This is a genomic window from Spirosoma sp. 209 (genome assembly GCF_002006735.1).
Taxonomy (GTDB): domain Bacteria; phylum Bacteroidota; class Bacteroidia; order Cytophagales; family Spirosomataceae; genus Spirosoma; species Spirosoma sordidisoli.
In genome coordinates this window covers 1-20,545 of sequence record NZ_MVEC01000016.1, presented here as the reverse complement: position 1 = coordinate 20,545, position 20,545 = coordinate 1, and the positions used below count along the sequence as shown (strand labels likewise).

Annotated in this window: 18 protein-coding genes and 1 pseudogene; 6 read left to right on the top strand and 13 right to left on the bottom strand. The window is 56.2% G+C overall.

From position 1 onward, the window contains the following. Positions 1-8: 8 nt before the first annotated feature. From B1C80_RS21910 to B1C80_RS21880, 7 genes are all read right to left on the bottom strand, one after another. Positions 9-749: a LytTR family DNA-binding domain-containing protein gene (locus B1C80_RS21910; protein ID WP_077923360.1), complete on the bottom strand. Its 741-nt coding sequence runs from the start codon at positions 747-749 to the stop codon at positions 9-11. Positions 750-754: 5 nt separating this feature from the next. After that, a complete protein-coding gene (locus B1C80_RS21905) occupies positions 755-2,860 on the bottom strand; it encodes a sensor histidine kinase (RefSeq protein ID WP_077923359.1) in 2,106 nt (701 codons plus the stop codon). Between the two features lie 135 nt (positions 2,861-2,995). Continuing rightward, a complete protein-coding gene (locus tag B1C80_RS21900) occupies positions 2,996-3,481 on the bottom strand; it encodes a hypothetical protein (RefSeq protein ID WP_129601546.1) in 486 nt (161 codons plus the stop codon). Positions 3,482-3,890: 409 nt separating this feature from the next. Further along, a complete protein-coding gene (locus B1C80_RS21895) occupies positions 3,891-5,489 on the bottom strand; it encodes a hydrolase (RefSeq protein WP_077923357.1) in 1,599 nt (532 codons plus the stop codon). Positions 5,490-5,629: 140 nt separating this feature from the next. Continuing rightward, the gene (locus B1C80_RS21890) at positions 5,630-6,250 is read right to left on the bottom strand and encodes a class I SAM-dependent methyltransferase (protein ID WP_077923356.1); all 621 of its coding nucleotides are present in this window, start codon (positions 6,248-6,250) and stop codon (positions 5,630-5,632) included. Between the two features lie 394 nt (positions 6,251-6,644). Then, a complete protein-coding gene (locus tag B1C80_RS21885) occupies positions 6,645-6,998 on the bottom strand; it encodes a SnoaL-like domain-containing protein (RefSeq protein ID WP_201723580.1) in 354 nt (117 codons plus the stop codon). 73 nt (positions 6,999-7,071) lie between these two features. Beyond that, complete coding sequence (locus B1C80_RS21880) at positions 7,072-7,974, bottom strand: helix-turn-helix transcriptional regulator (RefSeq protein ID WP_236648883.1); 903 nt, start codon at positions 7,972-7,974, stop codon at positions 7,072-7,074. A 475-nt stretch (positions 7,975-8,449) separates the two neighbouring features. Here B1C80_RS21880 and B1C80_RS21875 point away from each other — a divergent pair, with 475 nt between their 5' ends. Next, positions 8,450-10,156: an IlvD/Edd family dehydratase gene (locus B1C80_RS21875; RefSeq protein ID WP_077923355.1), complete on the top strand. Its 1,707-nt coding sequence runs from the start codon at positions 8,450-8,452 to the stop codon at positions 10,154-10,156. Positions 10,157-10,163: 7 nt separating this feature from the next. After that, positions 10,164-10,958, top strand: coding sequence for an SDR family NAD(P)-dependent oxidoreductase (locus B1C80_RS21870; RefSeq protein ID WP_077923354.1), 795 nt, complete (start codon positions 10,164-10,166; stop codon positions 10,956-10,958). Here the strand turns inward: B1C80_RS21870 and B1C80_RS21865 are convergent. The 5 genes from B1C80_RS21865 to B1C80_RS21845 form a co-directional block, all read right to left on the bottom strand. After that, complete coding sequence (locus B1C80_RS21865; RefSeq protein ID WP_077923353.1) at positions 10,955-11,560, bottom strand: DJ-1/PfpI family protein; 606 nt, start codon at positions 11,558-11,560, stop codon at positions 10,955-10,957. The genes B1C80_RS21870 and B1C80_RS21865 overlap by 4 nt on opposite strands. An 18-nt stretch (positions 11,561-11,578) precedes the next feature. Beyond that, the gene (locus B1C80_RS21860; protein WP_077923352.1) at positions 11,579-12,502 is read right to left on the bottom strand and encodes an EamA family transporter; all 924 of its coding nucleotides are present in this window, start codon (positions 12,500-12,502) and stop codon (positions 11,579-11,581) included. 119 nt (positions 12,503-12,621) lie between these two features. Next, positions 12,622-14,052: a leucine-rich repeat domain-containing protein gene (locus tag B1C80_RS21855; RefSeq protein ID WP_077923351.1), complete on the bottom strand. Its 1,431-nt coding sequence runs from the start codon at positions 14,050-14,052 to the stop codon at positions 12,622-12,624. A 164-nt stretch (positions 14,053-14,216) separates the two neighbouring features. Beyond that, positions 14,217-17,033 (bottom strand): pitrilysin family protein, encoded by a 2,817-nt coding sequence (locus B1C80_RS21850; RefSeq protein ID WP_077923350.1) that lies wholly within the window; start codon positions 17,031-17,033, stop codon positions 14,217-14,219. A 125-nt stretch (positions 17,034-17,158) separates the two neighbouring features. Further along, positions 17,159-17,923: a LytTR family DNA-binding domain-containing protein gene (locus tag B1C80_RS21845; RefSeq protein ID WP_077923349.1), complete on the bottom strand. Its 765-nt coding sequence runs from the start codon at positions 17,921-17,923 to the stop codon at positions 17,159-17,161. 481 nt (positions 17,924-18,404) lie between these two features. Between B1C80_RS21845 and B1C80_RS28455 the strand changes: the two genes are divergently transcribed. From B1C80_RS28455 to B1C80_RS21825, 4 genes are all read left to right on the top strand, one after another. Then, positions 18,405-18,638, top strand: coding sequence for a hypothetical protein (locus B1C80_RS28455; protein WP_161492802.1), 234 nt, complete (start codon positions 18,405-18,407; stop codon positions 18,636-18,638). A gap of 124 nt (positions 18,639-18,762) precedes the next feature. Continuing rightward, positions 18,763-19,290, top strand: coding sequence for a DUF2975 domain-containing protein (locus B1C80_RS21835; RefSeq protein ID WP_077923348.1), 528 nt, complete (start codon positions 18,763-18,765; stop codon positions 19,288-19,290). A gap of 3 nt (positions 19,291-19,293) precedes the next feature. Further along, positions 19,294-19,542 (top strand): helix-turn-helix transcriptional regulator, encoded by a 249-nt coding sequence (locus tag B1C80_RS21830; protein ID WP_077923347.1) that lies wholly within the window; start codon positions 19,294-19,296, stop codon positions 19,540-19,542. Further along, positions 19,508-19,915, top strand: a complete 408-nt coding sequence (locus B1C80_RS21825) for a hypothetical protein (RefSeq protein ID WP_077923346.1) — start codon at positions 19,508-19,510, stop codon at positions 19,913-19,915. The genes B1C80_RS21830 and B1C80_RS21825 overlap by 35 nt, the downstream gene beginning before the upstream one ends. A 423-nt stretch (positions 19,916-20,338) precedes the next feature. Here the strand turns inward: B1C80_RS21825 and B1C80_RS28795 are convergent. Next, a pseudogene (locus B1C80_RS28795) lies at positions 20,339-20,545 on the bottom strand (IS110 family transposase); the annotation flags it as partial.

Genomic DNA, 20,545 nt, shown 5'->3' with positions numbered 1-20,545 from the left:
TCGTTTGGTTAAAAACTGATGGCCTGTAGAAACTCCGCTTTTTTTCGTTTAGCCACGTCGAGCGTTACTCCGTTGCTCATCACCACCTGACCGCCATCGCCCCGGATGTATCGCTCCACGAACGACTTGTTAATCATGTGGGCGTGGTGAATACGCAGGAATGTTTCGGTGGGCAGTAACTCGTCAAACTCTTTCAGGGTGCGGCTCACCAGAAACGTAAGGGAGCCTGTCAGGTGGATGTACGTATAGTTTGCGCTGGCTTCGAGGTAAATAATGTCATCGATGTTGACGAATTGCAGACCCTCGAAGGTAGGAATGCCGATACGCCGGGGTTGTTTCTTCTGTACGTATTCCAGCAGCAGTTGTACCTGCGATTCGGCCGACTGGTTTGTCCGGTTTGCTTCGGCTTTAGCGACGGCCGCCTTTAGCTCGTCGATGTCCACCGGTTTTACCAGGTAATCCAGGGCACTGTACCGAATGGCTTTGATGGCGTAGTGGTCATAGGCCGTGACGAAGATGAGCGCGAACTGTCGGTACGATACGTGCTGAAGCATCAAAAAGCCGTTCATCACCGGCATCTCGATGTCCAGAAACACCACATCCGGCTGCAGGCGATCAATAGCCTGCTGCCCATCCCGGGCGTTATCGCAACGGGCTACGATTCGGATCTGCGGACAATGTCGACCCAGCTTTTCACCCAGCGAACTCAGGTTGCTCTGGTCGTCGTCAATCAGTATGGCGTTCAGCATAGCCTTTAGGGTTCAGCACTACTAATCCTTACGACTGCTTTGGTACCTGCTGGTCTACCGTTTTCTTCCAGGTCGGTGATCTGAACATCGGCCAAACGGCTGTGCCGGTTGTGAAGCTGAATGCGCTCCCGCGTAATCTGGATGCCATACGACTGGTGACCGGGTCGGTTCAGCTCCCTCAGCCGGGCGGCCTGGGTGCGGCCAATACCATTATCGACTACCGAATAAATGATGTATTCATCCCTCAGTTGCGCGGCAATATCCAGCTGGCGACAATTGTCATGCTTATTGAGCAGACCGTGATGGATCGCGTTTTCCACGAAAGGCTGGATAAGTAACGGCGGCACGTTGTAATCGCCTTCCATCAGCTCCGGATCAGCCGTCAGCGAATAGCTGAATTTATGGTTGCACCGGAACTGTTCCAGCTCCAGGTACAGGCGCAGCGTATCGAAATCTTTTTGAAAGTGAACCCGATTATTCTTGGAGCTGTCGAGCACCAGCCGAATCAGTTTGGCGAACCGGGCCAGGTAGGTAGTGGCCCGGTCAGGCTGTCCGGTCTGAATGAGGTTATCGATGGCGCTCAGGCAATTGAAAATAAAATGAGGGTTCATCTGGGTGCGCAGAGCCTGCATCTCCAGCTCCAGGGCCTTGCGTTTGAGGCTCGACTGGGCCTGCTCGTAGCGCAGGGCTTCGTTTTTTCGCTTGAGGGTTATCGTTCGAATCACCAGCAGCGAACACACAAACAGCGCCAGTAACCCGCCCGCCAGCATAGTCGTTGACTGCGTTTGCCGCTGCAACTCCTGTTGCTTTACCACCAGTTGCTGCTCCTTCAGCGCTTTGTCCTGCTTTAACAGCCGGATACGATTTTCGGCCTGCCCAGCCGCCAGGTACAAAGCCGTCCGCTGAGCAAACTGACGGGTAGCCAGCGAATCGTTGATGATCGTATACTGCTTGAAGTACACGTAGGCGCTGTCGGGTCGCTTTAGCCGCTCGAACAGGGACGCCATAAGTCCATTGGCATCTTTGAGGTACTGTTGATTGGCCGTCTGGGAAGCGGTTTGGCGTAGTTCGCGGGCGTAACGCAGGGCAATCGGATACTTCTGTTTCCCCTCGTATACGCGGGCTACCGTCAGCAACGATTGCATCAGCGGTATCACATCCCGCTTCTGGCGCAGGCCATCCAGCAGGGGCAACACATCGGCCAGGACCTGCTCATATTGATGACGGGCCAGCTGCACCTCCACCGAATAGCCCCACACGTAGGCCCTGAACTTGTTCCGAACGGCCTCGTCGGTGGTCAGTACTGCCAGGTTCCGCAGGTGTTTCTGCTGATAATACAGCACCGAGTCGTAGTTACGGAGTTGCAGGTGGGCGTAGGCCATGTCTTCCAGATGGGGCCAGAGCAACAGAAACGGCGTGAAGTAGGGCAAACTCTGGTGGTAATAATCCAGCGCCTTCTGCGGGTCGCCTACCCGGTTGAACGACCGCCCGATGAACGCCAGCGAAACCGCCGTCAGCGCCGAGTCTTTCAGCTCTTTGCCTATTTTCTGGGATTCAATCAGGTTTTCAAAGCCTTTCCAGTATTGACCCCGTTTGCAGTACTGATAGCCCGTTGCCTGTATGGCCCAGCCCAAAGCCGATTTATCCTGAGCGGCCAGGGCCAGCTGCCGGGCGTGAAAGGCGGCTTGCAGGCCCTGCTTATACTGTCCGAGGCTCCCCCGCGCAATGGCCAGCAGGTAATACGCTCTCGACAGCGTGGTCGGTTCGTTCTTGTTGTTCAGTAACCTGATGACCTGTTCGCTCCGGCGAACCATGCGCTTATAATCGGCCAGCAAGCGACCTGCTACGTCGCCCTGCGTAAGTAAGGCGACGCCCTGCCCTTTCAGATAGTCAGTACGTACAGACTGCTCATAAGCCAGCCGCGCATATGTAAGCGCCGAGTCGGCATGTACGGCGTAAAAGGTAAAGGCCCAGCCCATGGCGTTGAGGCTGTCGGCCCGCGCCCGGCCTTCCAGGGTTGGCAGCGCCCGCCGTAGCCGATCGATGCCGGCTGTTTGCGACCAGCCCCGTATCGTCAGTATCAGCAGCAGCAGGGTCAGGCTAGTTCGCATACATAGTCGTAGTTAGAGGAACAGTTAGGGAACTACTCGATCAGCTGCGCGAAAATCGTATCTAGTTTACTGTAATAATTGGTAATAACCTACTGATTGCGAGTTTATTATTGTCTGGTCAAGGGCGGTGTCTGTTCAGTAGGTTATCATTCCCTTATACGTAATTTCGCCCGCCGGTTTAGCCGGGTTGGCTATGGCATTGCCGACAAAAGAGCCACTGGCTTTCCGGAATTTGCCGGTTCCGCCGGCAATGGTGTGGGTTACGGCAACGGTTGATGTGCCGTCAGAATTGGGAGTAGATGTGCCCTTGAATGTGGTTGTGAACGTATCGCCGTTGTCGGCATAAAAGGTAGCTTCCCCCCCTACGGCGAAGGGAGGAGGGGGCGTGATGGTAATCGTAGCCGTAGCGACAAACCGGGCAATGTCGAGCGGCCTGGCGGGCGAGGTTCCGGTTGTTCGCTGCTTCAGCATTGGCGCCGGATTGAGCAACTCGTTCGTCGTGGTGTATGTCCCTTCGTAGGTGACCGATACGGGGGTGTCTTCCTTTTCGCAGCTAACCAGGATGAACAGCAATGCACATACGCCTGGCAGGAGCAGTTGGCCTGTGAATCTGTTTTTCATGATGCTTTCGTTGACGTGATAAAAAGAATGACTCGTTGCGGCCCGACGCTTTGCGTTGAGCGTTTGTTAACCCCAAAGTAAAGGCACCTGACAAGCCTGGAAAAGCCGCATCGAGCCGCTGGGGGCGTTCGTTTACTAAGTGGGCCTGTTTGCCGGTTAACTGATAGTCAGGTAATTGCTGCCAAACCCGATACGGTACCAGAAGCGCTCACCGTGCCGGAAACGCACATTGATCAGCCGGGGGTAACTGATCGATGGTGGCGGGTCCAGGCTTTTTCGGCGCGTTTGAACGCAAGAAAACCTTCCGGTTAGTCGCGCGCGGCTCAGGCCGTACGGTACTAAACGCGAAAGGTTTTCGCTGTCCAGCCAGTCCTGTCAAATGCCGGACCGGCTCAGGTATGGTGTATGTTTATTGCAGTTTTGCCAGCCAGAGCGACGCGTTGATGTGGAGCGCGGGGTGGGAGGTGTAGCCGGAGGGGGCATCACCCGACCAGCCGTTGAACAGATTATCGGCCGTATCGCCGGTACCATCGTCAGACGGAGAGCTGTCTCCTACGAATACGATCCGGCCACTGCCGTAGGTCGAGAGCAGGGCCATGGCGCCCGTGGTGCTGCCTACGGTACGGCTCATCCGCCAGAAGAGCCCCTGAACGGTGGCATTGTTAGTTGGGTAGAGGGTGGCGGTGGTTCCGGCATAAAAAGCCAGCTTCGAGGCCGTTCCGGCTACCCCTGCCAGTACTTTCTGGGCGTTGGCGTTGCTGCCGGTATAAACCCGGGTCGTTGGCTGTTCGTCAATGTCAACGTAGTCGACGGTGAAGCCGAATGGCCGGTTGTTGTTGATGCCATTGTTGGTCATCAGATCATTCCAGACGCGGGGTGAATCGTAGCCGTCGCCATCGCGGTCGGAGGGGAGGTACCCGTTGGGGTCGGTTCCGGTCAGCGACGGAGCCGTATGATCCGCTACCATCATCAGCCCACCGCCGTTGGCTACGAAATTCATGATGGCCGTTTTCTCGCTGGCCGTAAACAGCCGGTTCGGCTCGACCACGACGAACACATCGTAGTTGCTCAGGTCCTGCGCATTGCTGGTGTTGTTATAGGTAATGGCCGTGCCGTTCGGCAGCGATTCGACCAGGTTGCCCCGTTTGACCAGCTCTACCGCCCAGGCCGACATACCGCCTTTCCAGTACGTTTCGGGCGTCGACGAGGTAATGCCGGTATAGGAAGGCGTGGGGAAGCGCTGGGCTTTGGTCTCGACGGTGGTACCACCCGTATAGGTCGGTACCGATTCAGTGCCGTCGGCGTCGATCTGCCAGTCGGCATTCCCGGCGTTTTCGCGTTTGCTGGCGTCGAACAGGAATTTTTTGCCCGTGCCCGGTTGAGGGGTTCCGCCCCCGCTATAGTCATTGATGACGATGTCGTCGAGATTGATACGGTTCGTTGACCCCGAAAGCTTCCTGAATTCGATCCGAACCGTTCCCGACACGTTCAGGGTAAACGTCTGGGTCTGTAACGAAGCGGTTGTAGTAATAGCCCCACCGGCCTGGGTCCAGCTGCTTCCGCCATTGGTGGAGTACCAGAGTCCCCACTGGCTGGCCGCATCGGTGCCGTAGGTCGCGTGTTTGACACTGACCGTACTGATGCCCGATGACTGATCGAAGAGCATGGTTAGCCTGCCGGTGTTGCGCAGACGGGCCGACCACGAGCCCACCCGCTTGTCGGCACTCAGGTTGCCGATAACCCCATCGTACAGATTCCAGGATTTAGCCTGAAGCGTCACGTTATCGCCACTGGCCGAGCCGGCTGGCGACACGTCATAGGCCGTTTTGGGGCTGGTCGTGCCCACGTCAAACCCTTCCGTGAGAGAAACGGCCAGCGCTCTGGCGCCACTGAGCGGATGGCTGGCCGGTAGCAGCGAAGGGTCCTGAACCGGCTGGCAACCCAAAATAAAGGCACTCGTAAGGCCACCCGTTAACAGCAGGTGTTTTAATTTTAGTAATTGAAGCATAAAAAGGGGTGTATTGGGTAAAGTGTAAACTTTTGCAAATAGCCCAAAACCCCCCAATTATGCTACAAAGTCATCGTTACCTTTCTATTACGTTAACGACAGGCCGTCGCCGGTTCCAACGCACTGGCTCCGCTGCCTGCTTATTTAGGCTCGATCCGGAAGATGGACGAGGTTTCGATCGTGGTGTCCTTCTCGGTAGTAGCTTCGCAATAACCGACCACCGGAAAAGGTACGTAGTCGATGAACTCGCGCAGGTTGGTAAAGTACTCGGTTCCGTAGCGCTGGGTATTTTTATAGAAGACCAGGTTGTTGATAAAGTATTTGCCGGGGAAGTGTTCGGCCATGATGGCGAAAAGGTCCGATAACTGCGGCAGCACGTACCAGGTCAGTTCGGCAAACAGGATAGCGTCGACCTGAGGGTACCGGGCCAGGTTCTCGACCCGATCAGCCGTAAACGAAAGGTGCGGAAACAGGCTCTTTGCCCGGCTGACGGCCGTTTCTGACAGTTCGATCCCTTGCGGAATAATGCCCGTTTGCCGGTAAATCTCCTGGGAGTAGTACCCCAGGCCGCTGCCACACTCCAGCACCGACTGAATCCCGAACTGTTTGAGGTGCAGAATGCCAGCCTGCCGCGAATAGGGGTTGGGCTGTTTATCCTGCATCCAGGGCTGGTCGAACTGCTGATACATCTCGTCAAATCGTCCGATAAACTGACCGTCTTTGATGACATAGTCGTGATACGTCTCCTTCTGCTGGCTCATGGTATAACGTTTCTTACTAGTTTGTAAACTAGGTGTACCATGTGTCTAGTATAGTTGTTTAGGAAAAATCATCGGTTCGGGTTCGTCGTGAAATCGGATTCAGCCTGGTTCTTCAAGTCGTTCACCGTTTCGGTGCAGGAGCCGGATTGAACACCTCATTCGTCGTAAAAAATGACGGTGGCCAGCCCAAATCCAGCACTGACGACGTTGGTTCGGAAAGGCCCCGGTTCCACGAATCGTTGCCCGGATGCCCGGCGGGTTCACGTCCTGCGCCAGCGCCTGACCCGGACCGCTGGACATTCCGGTGATGAACCATGCCTTCTGTTCCATAGGCAGTCGGGGCTGTACCCGTCGGTGGCCGCCCTCCAACAAGCGGCCGCCGACGGGTAATGACTTAGGCGAAATACCGCTCCCGAATAATTTTACCATCCTGCCAGTCCTGAATGGCCACTTCCACCGCCTTTAGCAGCCCGCTGGTGTTGTCGAGGTCGACCGACCAGACGATAAAGCTACGATTGCCCTTAACGATCCGGCCAACGGCGCTGAAATCCCGCACCATAACAATGTCGGCAAGTTGTTGGTGGCCCATTTTATCAATCCGGGTTTTTCCCTGGTGAGTTACCCCATCCAGATCGGTCTTTTCGATGTCGTCGTGGTAAAACTTGGCAAAGGCTTCCATGGGTTTGCCCTCAGCTACCAGCGCAATGAGTTCATCAACGGCGGTTGTAATTTGTGATTCCGTCATCATCCTGTTTATGCGGTTAAATGTATGCTACAAAGGTGCAGCAGGGTGGGGCGGACCAGGTAACACAAAACCGCACTTATTGAGTAGGATTCGGAGATTTTCCCCGGGCAATGGCCTGTGCTGAGGCTTTGAACGCCGTGGGCGACAGACCCACTTCAGCTTTGAAGAGTTTGGCGAAGTAGGAACCATCGAAGTAGTTAAGCCTGGCGGCTACCTCGGCAACGGACTGATCGGTAAAGGTTAATAACCGCTTGGCTTCCAGAATGCTGCGTGACCGAATGACTTCGGTGGCGGTTTTGCCGGTTATGCGTTTAGTGACCTCGTTGAGGTGGTGCGGGGTGATGTTGAGCCGGGCTGCATACGTGCTGGCGGTGCTATTTTCCAGAAAATGCGCATCGACCAGATTTCTGAAGTTTTTATAGATGACAAAGTATCTTTTAGAAACGGCCTGTCCGGTCTGGGTATTGATCGACCGTTGAACCTGATGCAACAGCACGTGTAGCAGCGACTGGCAAATGGGCAGCGACCGGTCGGCCCGGCGGTGTTCGGCCACGAGCAGGTCAATGGTGTGTTTAATTTCGGCGTAGCTATCCGGGTCGGGCAGCAAGCAGGGGTTGGCGTAAAAATTATCCAGGAAACTCAACTCAAAAAGCCGGTCGGGATTGCTATGATTGAGCAGAAAAAAATCGGCCGTAAACATAATCGTGCCGCCGGTCACGGGTTTCCACTCCTCAAACGAATGAAGCTGGCCAGGGGATATAAAAAATAGCGAATTGGCGCGCATCGCGTATTCCTGGTAGTCGATCACCTGTCGGCTTTCGCCACGTTCAATCCAGATTATTTCGTAGAAGGTGTGCTTATGAATGTCGTCCACGTCCGGCTCGTCCATCGTGTCGAACCGGGTAATTTCAAACTGGGTCGGGTTGGCGGGCTGATTGATAAAATGGCCAATGGCGTAAAAAGGGAAAAGCGCATTCACGGGTTTGTCGGTTGCAGGTTGACTGGTTCGATACAGGAGCAGACTAACGTCTACAACCAGCCGGATAGCCAATGCGTTCGATACGAGCGGATTAGCGAGACGATATATTCTGCCTTGACGCGTGAATTAGTATGCCCCGGTCGGTCGGCCGCTTCTGACAGGTCAATTCCCTAAGACATACTATCCGCTTGCCGCGGATAGGGACCGCGCTGTTTGCCCAGCCTTCAGGGTTGGTTGAGCCCCTCATACGTCTCCCAGAACCGCCCGATAAACTGACCGTCTTTGCGGCCATAGTCATGATACGTTTCCTGCTGCTGGCTCATGCGATGGTGTTTCTTAATCTGGTTGTCAAACTATGGGTACTACGTCCATAGTATAGTTGTTTAGGAAAAATCATCGGTTTGGGTTCGTAGTAAAACCGGATTCATCTTAGCTTTACCCACCAACAGTACACTGCAACTTACCTAGTCAACTCATGCCGCTTCGTTCGCAAGACTGGTTTGGCCGTACCGGTAAAGACGGCTTTATATATCGTGCCTGGATGAAAAACCAGGGTTTTCCGCACCACGAGTTTGAGGGGAAACCCGTTATAGGAATCTGTAACACCTGGTCTGAACTGACCCCCTGCAACGCCCATTTCCGGGAGCTGGCCGAAGCCATCAAACGGGGCGTATGGGAAGCAGGCGGATTTCCGCTCGAGTTTCCGGTGATGTCGCTGGGCGAGTGCCAGATCAAGCCGACTGCCATGCTGTTCCGCAACTTGGCCAGCATGGACGTTGAAGAAAGCATCCGGGGCAACTCGCTCGATGCGGTCATTCTCATGTGCGGCTGCGACAAAACGACACCCTCGCTGGTGATGGGAGCCTGTTCGGTCGATATTCCAACAATGGTCGTGTCGGGCGGGCCGATGCTGGCCGGGCGGTTCCGGGGTCAGAAGATTGGTACCAGCGACCTCTGGCGGTTTGCCGAAGCCTACAAAATGGGCGAGATGAGCCAGAGCGACTTCATCGCAGCCGAGGCCAGCATGGCCCGCAGCCAGGGCCACTGTGCCGTTATGGGTACCGCCAGCACGATGGCCGCCATGGTCGAGTCGCTGGGGTTGGCCCTGCCCGACAATGCCACGATTCCGGCCGCCGACTCGCGCCGGAAGGTACTGGCCCACATGACCGGTGTACGGGCGGTAGAACTGGCCCGCGAGAATATCAAACCATCCGATATCCTGACGCGCCAGGCGTTCGAGAATGCCATTGTCGTCAACGCGGCCCTGGGCGGATCGACCAACTTTATTCTGCATCTGCTGGCCATTGCCGGCCGGGTAGGGGTCGACCTGACGGTCGACGACTTCGACCGGCTGTCGGCCAAAATTCCGCTGCTGACCAACCTGCAACCCTCGGGCGAGCACTTTGTCGAGGATCTGTTCTATGCCGGTGGGTTGCCCGCGGTGATGCACGAACTTCGTCAGTACCTGCATACCGACGCTATCACGGTCAACGGCCATACAATCGGGGAGAACTGTGCCGATGCGCAGTGTTACGACCCGGCCGTTATCGCCACCATCGACCAGCCTTTCAAACCCGAATCGGGGGTAGCCGTGCTGCGCGGCAACCTCTGTCCCAACGGCGCTGTGCTGAAGCCCTCGGCGGCCTCGCCCCACCTGATGCAGCATACGGGCCGGGCCGTGGTGTTCGAAGATATCGACGACTACAAAGCCCGCATCGACGACCCCGACCTGGACGTCGATCCCGACAGTGTGCTGGTGCTCAAAAACGTGGGGCCCCGTGGGTATCCGGGTATGCCCGAAGTAGGGAACATGCAGCTGCCGGCAAAAATTCTGGCGCTGGGCGTACACGATATGGTCCGGATTTCGGACGGGCGGATGAGCGGAACGGGCTTCGGTACGGTTGTACTGCATGTCTCGCCCGAAGCGGCCGTGGGAGGTAATCTGGCGCTGGTCCAGCAGGGGGATCTGATCACCCTCGATGTGCCCAACCGAAGCCTGCACCTGCACGTCTCCGACCAGGAGCTGGCAGCCCGGCTGGTTCATTTCAAGCCCATCAATCTTGGCTACGACCGGGGCTACGTAAACCTCTACATTCGCCACGTGACCCAGGCGCACGAAGGCGCCGATTTTGACTTTTTACGGGGCGGTTCGGGTAGCGAGGTTCGTCGCGATTCGCATTAACGGGCCTATGCTTTTTTCTGGACAAACCGCCGTAATTACCGGTGCCGGTACGGGCATCGGTTTTGCCATTGCCCGGGCGCTGGTTAGCCAGGGGGCCAACGTGGTGCTGAACGATTTCGATGAAGCGCTGGCCCGGCAGGCCGCCGAAGCACTTACCGAAGCCAGCCGCCGGGATCAGGCCCGGGCCGGACGGTGTATAGCCTACGCCGGCGACGCATCGGAGGTCGGGTTTATCCATCAACTGGTCGAAACGGCCGTGGCTACGTTTGGGCGGCTCGATATCGCCATTGCCAACGCTGGCATCACTGTCTTCGGCGACATTTTTACCACCACGCCCGATGCCTTTCAGACAATTGTAAACCTGAACCTGCGGGGTAGTTTTTTCCTGGCGCAGGCGGCTGCCAGCCAGATGCGGAGGCAGTCCGATGGCGTTCGGGGGCCGGGGGGCAGTATCCTGTTCATGTCGTCGGTGGTTGGGCATCTGGGGCACCCGGGCCTGCCGGTGTACAGCATGACCAAGGCCGGCCTCGAAATGCTGGCCCGACAACTCGTCATTGACCTGTCGCCCCTGGGCATTACGGTCAACGCGATTGCCCCCGGCGCAACCCTGACCGAACGGACCCTCGACGATCCGACCTATGTCCCGATCTGGTCACGGATTACCCCCATGGGGCGCCCGGCCACGGTCGAGGATATTGCCCAGGCGGCTTTGTTTCTGGTTTCGCCGATGTCGCGCCATATTACGGGCCAGAGTCTGGTGGTCGATGGTGGCTGGACGAGTGTCGGTATTCCGCCGGTTTAGACCCAGTGGTCGTACTGCATGTACCGGGCGGTTTCGTCGGCGACGTCTTTACCCAGTAGACGCCCAACTACGTACAGCGACATGTCGATGCCCGCTGATATGCCTACCGACGTGATAATACGGCCCGTGTCGACCCAGCGGTCGGCGGGTTGTACGGTGGTCGTAGGAGATAACTGCGCCAGACTATCCAGAGCCAGGTAGTGTGTTGTCGCGGAAAGGCCGTCGAGTAAACCCGCTTTGGCGAGGAGCAGGGAGCCCGTACAGACCGAAAGGACCAGCTCGGCCCTGGCAGCCTGCCGCCGGATCCAGTTCACAACCGCCGGGTTATCGACTTCCCGCCGGGTACCGAAGGGCGTACCGTCGGTCTGGTAGCCACCCCCGCCCGGAATGATCAGCAGGTCGGGTTTGGGGTGGTCATTGAGCAGATAGGACGGGTTAATGGACAGGCCATTGCGGGCGTAAACGGGGCCCCGCTGCGCCACAGTGTATACCTGGAATGGTTTCGGGTCGGCTTTACGATCGGCGACACCGAACACTTCGAAGGGGCCCGCGAAGTCGAGTACCTCGATTTCATTAAAGAGAAGGATAGCTACATTACGCATAGTGGGTGGGCTGACGGGTTATTTTTTTCCAAGTGTAATCAGAACGACACCGGCCACAATAACGGCCGCCCCCATCAGCGACTGCGAGGAGATCGCTTCCCCGGCAAACGCTGCGCCGAGCAACATGGCCACGATGGGGTTCACATAGGCGTAGGTCGAGGCCAGCGTAGGCGGAGCGTTACGCGCCAGCCACGAAAAGGTCGAAAAGCCAACGATCGACCCGAATATGATCAGATAAACCAGCGAGTAAAGGGCCTTGGGCGGGGCGTCGAGAATGCTGAGCAACGATATCGGTTCAACGACCAGGGCTGCCAGAATCAGCACCGTTCCGCCCGTCAGCATCTGCATGCCGCTGGATAGGGCCGACGAGGCCGGCATGTTGACCCGCGGGGTCAGCAGGGTACCGAACGCCCAGCCGGTGTTGGCAATCATGGTCATACACAGCCCGATCAGCAGCCCGTCAGAGCCTCCGGGAATAACCAGTTTGCCCGGCTGAAACAGGATGACCACCCCCAATAAACCCAGCGCCGAACCCGCCAGCGCCTGCCTGGTGGGCCGTGCCCGCGCATAAAACAACCAGTTCAGGACCAGTACAAAGACGGGCAATGTGGCTACCAGCAGCGCGGTCAGGCCCGTTGGCAGGTAGTGAAGCGCCGTTCCGATGGCGCCGTTGGCTACGGTCAGGAAGAGGAGTCCCAACAGGCCGGTGGCCCGCCAGTTCGACAGGGTAGGGCGGGGCGCGCCTGACAGTCGGGCGTAGCCATAGAGTAAGGTGCCTGCTGCTACAAACCGCATACCGGCCATGTAGAGCGGGGGCATACGCTCCGTCATGAAATGAACAAAGAGGTAGGTCGACCCCCAGAGGATGTAAACGGTAACGAGCGCAATCCAGAGGGTGGTTCGATTCGAGGCAGCAGGTACTGGCGTTGTAGAAACTTGCATAATGGGGCGGCTTACTGCAGGTGTAACAGCCAGCGCCCGTTTTTTTTATCCCCGTCGGCTCAATTATTCATGATTTCTTCATTCCGTCTAATAAAATCAGGATAAGGTTTAATTAGGGTTTAATAAAAAACTTCCTTGTTTTTGGCCTGGAGCTCCCGGATCTGCCCCGCGTACGGGCTTTTCATCGCTTCTGTCCCAAACATCGGGTTACTGCTTAAATACACTTTCCGAAGCGACCTGATCTGCGTGAGTACTGTCGGGAATTCCTGTAGGTTATTGTTACTGAGATCGAGCTCTTCCAGCGCGGGGAGCGCGGCCAGCACGGGCGGAGCCACCGTTATCCAGTTGTAACTAAGGTCTAGAACGCGCAGCTTACTTAGCCGGGCAAAGTCGGCGGGGAGCTGGCTGATGCGGTTATGGTGCGCAAACAGCACCTGCAGCCGTCGGAGTCGGGCCAGCGAGGCCGGCAGCTCGGTCAGGTCGTTATGCGATAGAGCGAGCTGTTCGAGTCGTTTCATCCGGCTGATCTGGCGGGGGAGTTGGGTGAACTTGTTGTAGTACAGATCCAGTACCCGGATGTGTTTCAGCCGACGAATCTGTTTGGGCAGCCGAGTCAGGCCGGCGTTATACAGGTTCAGGTCGTTGAGCCGGCGCAGGCTTTTCAGCAGCTGCACGTCCAGGCTGGCCAGCTGGTTGTTGCCCATCCACAGGCTTTCGAGCCGTTTGTTCTGGCGCACGGAGGCTGGTATACGCGTCAGCTTGTTTCCCTGTAGATTCAGCGAAATCAGGTGTTTATTGGGCGTCATGAATACGCTATCGTCCGGAATGGCATTATACAGTACACTCAGCCGCTGCAGGCTGGGGATGTCGGCCGTCAGGCGGGCGGGCAGTGCGGTCAGGCTATTTTTCGACAGGTCCAGCTCCTTCAGTTTCGGGAAGCGGTACACCACCGCCGGAATCGTTTTCAGGTTCAGCTGGTTAAACGCCAGCATGGTTACCGTGTCGGGGCGGGTTGTTTGCCCGGCGGCTTCGAGTGTGCTGATGATACCGGCCCCCCGGCGAACCGTGCGCCTGTCCGGTACGTGTCCTACCTGCAGTACGCTCTCCCAGCGAAACCCGGTCGATGTCCGGAGCGGAAATCGATTTTTACCGTAATACTCCTGCAGAACGTCAAGTAGCTGTTCTTCCTGCCGGGCGGTCAGCTCCGGAGTCGGAAACGAACAGAACACCCAGGCATAGGTGCCGTCGGGGTTGACGAACTCGCGGGTTTGCAGTATGATGCCCGGCACCGGTAAGCGCTTTTTATTGGTTTCTCCAAACTGGAACAGTTGTCTCGTTGCCCGGGTAAGCGAGTCGATGAACCGTTTGGGTTGCTGCGCAAATAAGCCTTTCTCGCCGGGTTTTCGGGCCAGGGCAGGTGGGTATTTCATCGTCAGCTCGGTTAGGGGCAGGCCCAGCCGGGTGGTGTCGCGGAGTAAAACAACCCGGGTTTGCGCCTGCCCGGTCAGCGCCAGCCAGCAGAAAAGAGCAATCAGCGAAATGGCTTTCATGGAACAACGGAAAGTTTAGGTATATAACGATATTTTTAGTTTGTTTGATGTAAAAAGAGACCGGATTCCACACCATCTACTTTGTATTCGCGTTTCTGGTCAGGAATCCGGTCTTTACTGAACCCCCACCGGCTGTTGAGACCAGGGGGGCTGGAAGCTATCGATTAGTTTTTCTTGCCGCTGCCTACCGACGATGCTGGCTGTTGTTCGGCAATCTTTTTAGCGGCCTTGGCAAAATCACCGGCCTTGATGATGGATATTTTAGCCGGGTCGATATGCTTTTTCATGGCTGCGTTCACCTGCTCAGGCGTCAGTGATTCCATTTTCTTTTCGAAATCGGCATCCCAGGCCATGGTGCGATTGAGGTACAGGTAGTTGTTGAGCGTGCCCACCAGCGATGGGTCCTGCGCCCGCGACACCACCCGCGACTGGAGCAGACCCGACCGGGCCGCCTGAATCTCGTCGGCCGTAAAGCCGTCTTTAACCACCTTGTCCAGCTCTTCGCGGAAGGCCTTTTCGAGCCGTTCGGCGTTTTCCGGGTTGTAGATGGCGTAGGTCATGAACATGCCGGTTTTATCGAGCGGGTTGGCCTGCAGCTGCGAACCAACGCCGTAGCTGATCCCTTCTTTCTGCCGGATCCGAACGGCCAGCCGGGAGTTCAGAAAACCCCCGCCCAGGATGTAGTTACCCAGTACCAGCGCCGGGTAGTCGGGATCGTCGTCGCGCAGCGGGATGTTAACCCCGGCCACCATCAGGGCATTTGCCTTGTCGGGTGCTTCGATGGTCTGGGGCGTTGGTTTGATGTCGTTATAAGGCGATACCAGCCGGCTGAAGGTCTTCTTCGCTTTCCAGGTGCCCAGTTCACTGTTGACCATCTTCTTCACCGCAGCCTCGTCGAAGTCGCCAACAACGGCCATGGTGGCGTTCTGAGCCCCGTAGAAGTCTTTGTGAAACTGCTTCAGATCATCGAGTTTGGTGGCGTTGATAGCGGCTACCTCTTCGTCGGGTGTCATCGTGTAGCGGACGTCATCTTTGGCGTAGGGGTTCATCTGCCGCTGGAAAGCGGTGAAAGCCAGCGCCTGGGGTTCGGACCGCTGCGACTCGATGCCGGCCAGCTGTTCCTGCTTGAGCTTTTCGAACTCGTTGGCATCGAAGACCGGATTCTTCAGCACATCGCTGACCAGTTTCACTACGGCGGGCAGGTTTTCTTTGGTAGTCTTGATGACCACGTTAACCTGGTTGCCGCCCCCGAACACATTCACCTGAGCCTTCAGTTTGTCGAGTTCGTCTTTGATCTGCTGACGGCTGCGGGTGGTGGTGCCTTTGTCGAGCATGGAGGCTGTCAGGGCCGAAATCGTGCCTTTGTTAGCCAGGCTTTTCTGGTCGCCGTAGCGCAGTGTGAGCCGGGCGTTCACTTCATTGCCACGGGTTGATTTGGGCAGCAGGGCCAGCTCGATCGTGTTGGGCTGCTCGGACCGGCGCGTCCGCCCGTCGATGTTGGTCGGAGAGGGATCGAAGGCTTCTCCCTGGGCCACCAGTGCCCGGCCTTTGTAATCCTTGACCATGGCCGCAATATCCGGCGCGTTGGGTACCTCGACCCGATCCGGATTGGGTTCCGGAATAAACTGGCCGATGGTGCGGTTAGATGGTTTGAAATAGAATTTGGCCACCCGCTGTACGTCGGCAGGCGTCACTTTCTCGAGGGCGTCGCGGTAGAGGAAGCCCAGCCGCCAGTCGCCGGTAGCGATGTATTCGCTCATGGCCAGCCCTACGCGTTCGGCGCTTTTGAAGCTCAGCTCAACGTCTTTCAGAAGTTTGGCCTTGGCCCGCTCCACCTCTTCTTTGGTGGGCGCTTTGATCGTTACCGAATCGAGGGTGCTGAGCAGCGCGGCCTGGGCGTCTTCGATCGACTTCTCCTTCAGCATCTCGACGGCGAAATACACGTAGCCGGGGTCTTTGGTCGTAAACGAATAGCCGTACTGCTGCGACGCTTTTTTGGTTTCGATGAGGGCTTTGTACAGCCGGCCCGATGGCTCGTTGGTCAGCAGATCGGTCAGCACGTCCATGGCCGGGTAGTCGGGGTGCGAGCCAGGCATGATGTGGTAGAGGGCCGACACAACTTTGGTATCGCCCACGCGCCGGAGGGTTACCGCCCGTTCACCGTCCTGCACCGGTTCGATGCTATAGGTTGGCTGCAGCACCCGGGTTGGGCGCGGAATAGGGCCAAAGTACTCGTTGACCAGCGCCAGGGTCTTGCCTTCATCGATCTTACCCGCTACCACCAGTACGGCATTATCGGGCTGGTAAAACTTCTTGTAAAAAGCCTGGAGGTTCTCGATGGGTACTTTTTCAATATCGGAGCGGTTACCGATGGTCGAGTTGCCGTAGGTGTGCCAGAGGTAGGCCGAGGAGACCACCCGCTCGTTCAGCACGTTTTGGGGGGAGTTTTCGCCCATCTCGAATTCGTTACGAACCACTGAAAACTCGGTAGCCAGGTCTTCTTTCTTGATGAACGAGTTGACCATCCGATCGCTTTCGAGGTCCAGCGCCCACTTCAGGTTCTCGTCGGTGGCCGAAAACGTTTCGAAGTAGTTGGTTCGGTCGAGCCAGGTGGTGCCGTTGGGGCGGGCGCCGTGGGCCGTCAGCTCCTGCGGAATGTTGGGGTGTTTGGTCGATCCTTTGAAAACCATATGTTCCAGCAGGTGAGCCATACCGGTTTCGCCCAGGCCTTCGTGTCGGGAGCCCACGAGATAGGTAATGTTTACCGTAATCGTCGGCTTCGACGGGTCCGGAAAGAGCAGCACCCTGAGGCCATTTTTGAGCGTATACTCGGTAATGCCTTCCACAGAAGCGCCTTTGGTAACCCCGGCAGGCAGGGCTACAGCGGCCGGTTTGTCCTGAGCCGATGCGGGCAACAGGCTACCGGCCAGCAGGGTGGCCGAGAGGAGCCCCCGGTAAACCCGTTTAGTAAGCGTAGTCATAGAGAAAACCAGTTAGTTGGGTAGTGTGAAAACTATCTGTATAGTTACGATGATGTCACACCCTTGTCAACGGTTTTGTGCTGGTTTTTCCAAAAAATGGATGAACGGTAAGGCTGAAGCGACAATCAGCCCTCAAACCATTGGCGGAAGCTGGCGGCCCGCTCTTTACTGACCTGCAGTTCGAGCTGATCGCCCGGTTTTTTCAGCATGATTTCGATGCGGCCGGTATGGTGGGGCCGGTAGCCAGCCACGGCCTGCAGGCTCACCAGGAACTGCCGGTTGGCCCGGAAAAAACAGGCGGGGTCGACCAGGTCGGTCAGTTCGTCCAGCGTGCGGTAGTCGGTTACCAGTTTTTGACCGTCGGTTGTGTAGAGGTAAATCAGCTCGTCGCGGGTGAAGCAGATGACCCGTTCTTCCGGTATCGATATGATCTGCCGCAGGTAGTGGGCCGTGAACCGGCGTTTGAAGGTGGGCTGGGCGGGGGCGTTGAGCTGGCTCAGGAACGACTGAAAATGGGTCGCAAAATCGGCCCCTGTCGGTTGCCAGCGGTGGTATTTGGCCAGCGCGTTTGCCAGCTCGTCGGGATCGATGGGTTTGAGCAGGTAATCGAGACTGTTGAGCTTAAAGGCGCGGATGGCGTATTCGTCATACGCGGTGGTGAAGATGACGGGCACGCTCAAGTTCACCTGCTGAAAGGCGTCGAAACTGACCCCATCCGACAACTGAATATCGGCAATGATCAGGTCGGGCCGGTGCTGGCTGAGGTAATCTACCACGCTGGCTACGCTGCCGAGGGGCCCATCGATTCGGGCGGCTGGCTCGGCCTGGCTAACCAGCTTCAGCAGCTGGCGGGCTACCAGTGGTTCGTCTTCAATGAGGAGGATTGTCATACCGTTTCGAGCGGCTTCGGGGGCGTGATTCTGGCTGCAAAACTAACCGGTTTCTGGGAAGAGCGTCGCTCCGCGTACATCCGCCGAGTAACGTGTACTCCTGAAGAAAGGCACAGGCAATGATATTAAGTTTAAATGAGTTATGTATAATTCTACAACCTTCAGTGTACTCAGTTTTATCTTTCAAATAGCCCTTTGCCGTTGCCAAACTACATAATAGCGATTGATTGGTTCAGACTCTTGAACTTTTTTGTGGGCATCGCCTTATTAGAATGAGCACCTGAAACGGCCTTGGACTGTATCCTCTACGCACGTCGGGTGCTTATTTATTTTATACGATCTGATACAGTGTTTTCAGTTCTTATACGCATGGTCTTGACGTGAAATCGTTAATGCAGCTTTTCGGGTCATCTTATCGATTGGTTCCCGGCCGGGGGTTGCAACTATGGGTTATCACCCAGACTGCAAGTGACCTTAGTTTGTGGTTGTCTTCATTCCCTTTATCTTCCAGGTAGGTTTCCGAAAAGGTCCGGCTGATGCTGTTGTTCTGATTAAGCAGGCCGAAGACCGACCGCTTCAGCTCGCCGTTCTGACGCTTGAACAGCCGCTGGGTAAGGCTGGCGTTTCAGAGCGCATACGGCTGGTTAAACCCGCCCGACAAACCGGCGTATCGCTGGTAATTGATATCCGACCGCACCACCAGTCCTTTCCATAAATTCCCAGTCAGGTTACCACCTTCAAATAAAACGCCTATCTAAATTAATTGCCATTCATCAAATTTTTATTGTTTATCAATAAATGATTAGTGATACTTGCTGCCTAATCAACCATAAGCGCAAATGTCAACCACGAACATAACGGTTCTGAAAATCATGAATGTGCTTTTCTGGATCATCTTCATTGGTCTCTGTATCAAAACCGGTGCCCTCCTGTTTTCGTTTTCCGTTAGCCTCTTCGTGAGTCCGGCCGGGACCCGCGACCTCTACATGGGCCTGAATTTATCGGAACTCTATAACTACAACCTGTGGTATTACGTCCATATGGCCTTGCTGATTATCGCGTTGAATGGCCTGAAAGCCTACATCGCTTATCTGGTGGTCAAAATCTTTATGAAGTTCGACCTCGCCAAACCGTTCAACCCCGACATTAGCACGCTAATTGCAGCCATCAGTCATACGGCTTTGGGCGCTGGTATTCTGGCTATGATTGCCAACGGAAGCAGCGACTGGCTGATGAAACGGGGTGTTGACATACCTGCCAATTATGGGGCGGGCGAGATACTGTTCTTTGCCGGGGTCATCTACATCATTGCCATCGTCTTCAGGAAAGGCACCGAGTTGCAAACCGAAAACGACCTGACTGTATAGTACATGCCAATCAATATAAACCTCGACGTCATGATGGCTAAACGGAAGATGTCGCTCAACGAACTGTCTGCCAGGGTCGATCTGACGGTATCAAACCTGTCTATCCTGAAAACAGGCAAGGCCAAAGCCATCCGGTTCAGCACACTCGAAGCCATCTGTCATGCCCTGAACTGCCAGCCGGGTGATATTCTGGAGTTTCAGAAAGATGAGCAGCCGCATGCAACCATTCCGCAAACGTATCCGAAACCCTAAGCGGCTGTTTCTGTTTGACAGCCTGGGAGCGTGCCTGACGGTATGTACGCTGCTGGCCGTCCTGATACCCCTCGAAAAATACATCGGGATGCCAGCGTCTATCCTGCGGGGGCTGGCTGCACCAGCCTCTGGCCTGGCACTGTACTCGGCCTGTTGCTTCTGGTTCGCCGGCCTGCGCTGGCGGCTCCTGATGGCTATTCTATCGGTAGCGAACGGGGTGTACTGCTGCGTTACGGCGGGCCTGGTTATCTGGCGTTACGGCGACCTGACGGGGCTGGGTCTCGCGTATTTCGCGCTGGAGATACTGGTGATTGGTGGCCTGGTCTGGTTGGAACGACAAGCCGTCATAGGGCCTGCCGACAGGATGTACTAATCTGGAGGCAGAACGGCCACTAATCTGGCGTGTGCTGGTAGCCAACGCAAATGCCCCACAGTACAAGACAAACAAGACAACCTGACGATTCGATGAACACGCTGATTACATTCAGAAACGGCCCCGCCGAGCTCAGGAGCTGAGTTTGACGACCTCAGGTCGCAACTCACCAAGGGGAAGGACAGGAAACATCAGTTTTTAGCGCAGGCTGGGCAGGCGTTTTCTGACTTTCATTGGCTCAACAAACTAACCCCGGTCTCCCGGAGGTGTTTGGGCAAGTCGGTTAAGCCGTTAAAACCACTCAGACAGCCAATTTTACACCCCCCAGCCCCCTAAAGGGGGAGCCCATTCGGCGGGGTAAACTCCTGCTGGTACTGTCGTGAAAGTCAAGTTTTACGTTAGGATTATTTTCATATCTTTGGACTACAAGTAGGACAACTCGGCTTCGGCCACTTGATCCTGGGTAGTCCCGCCGGTCGGGACTATTTTTTTTGCCTGACCAGTTCGGTTCGCTAAATACAAAGGGTCGTAAGCGACCCCGTGACGCCACAAGGCGTAGGCCATCAGCAGCAACCGCTTCTGAACCGCCACGTAGGCTTTCATCTTGATGCCGCTCCGTTCATAGACCCG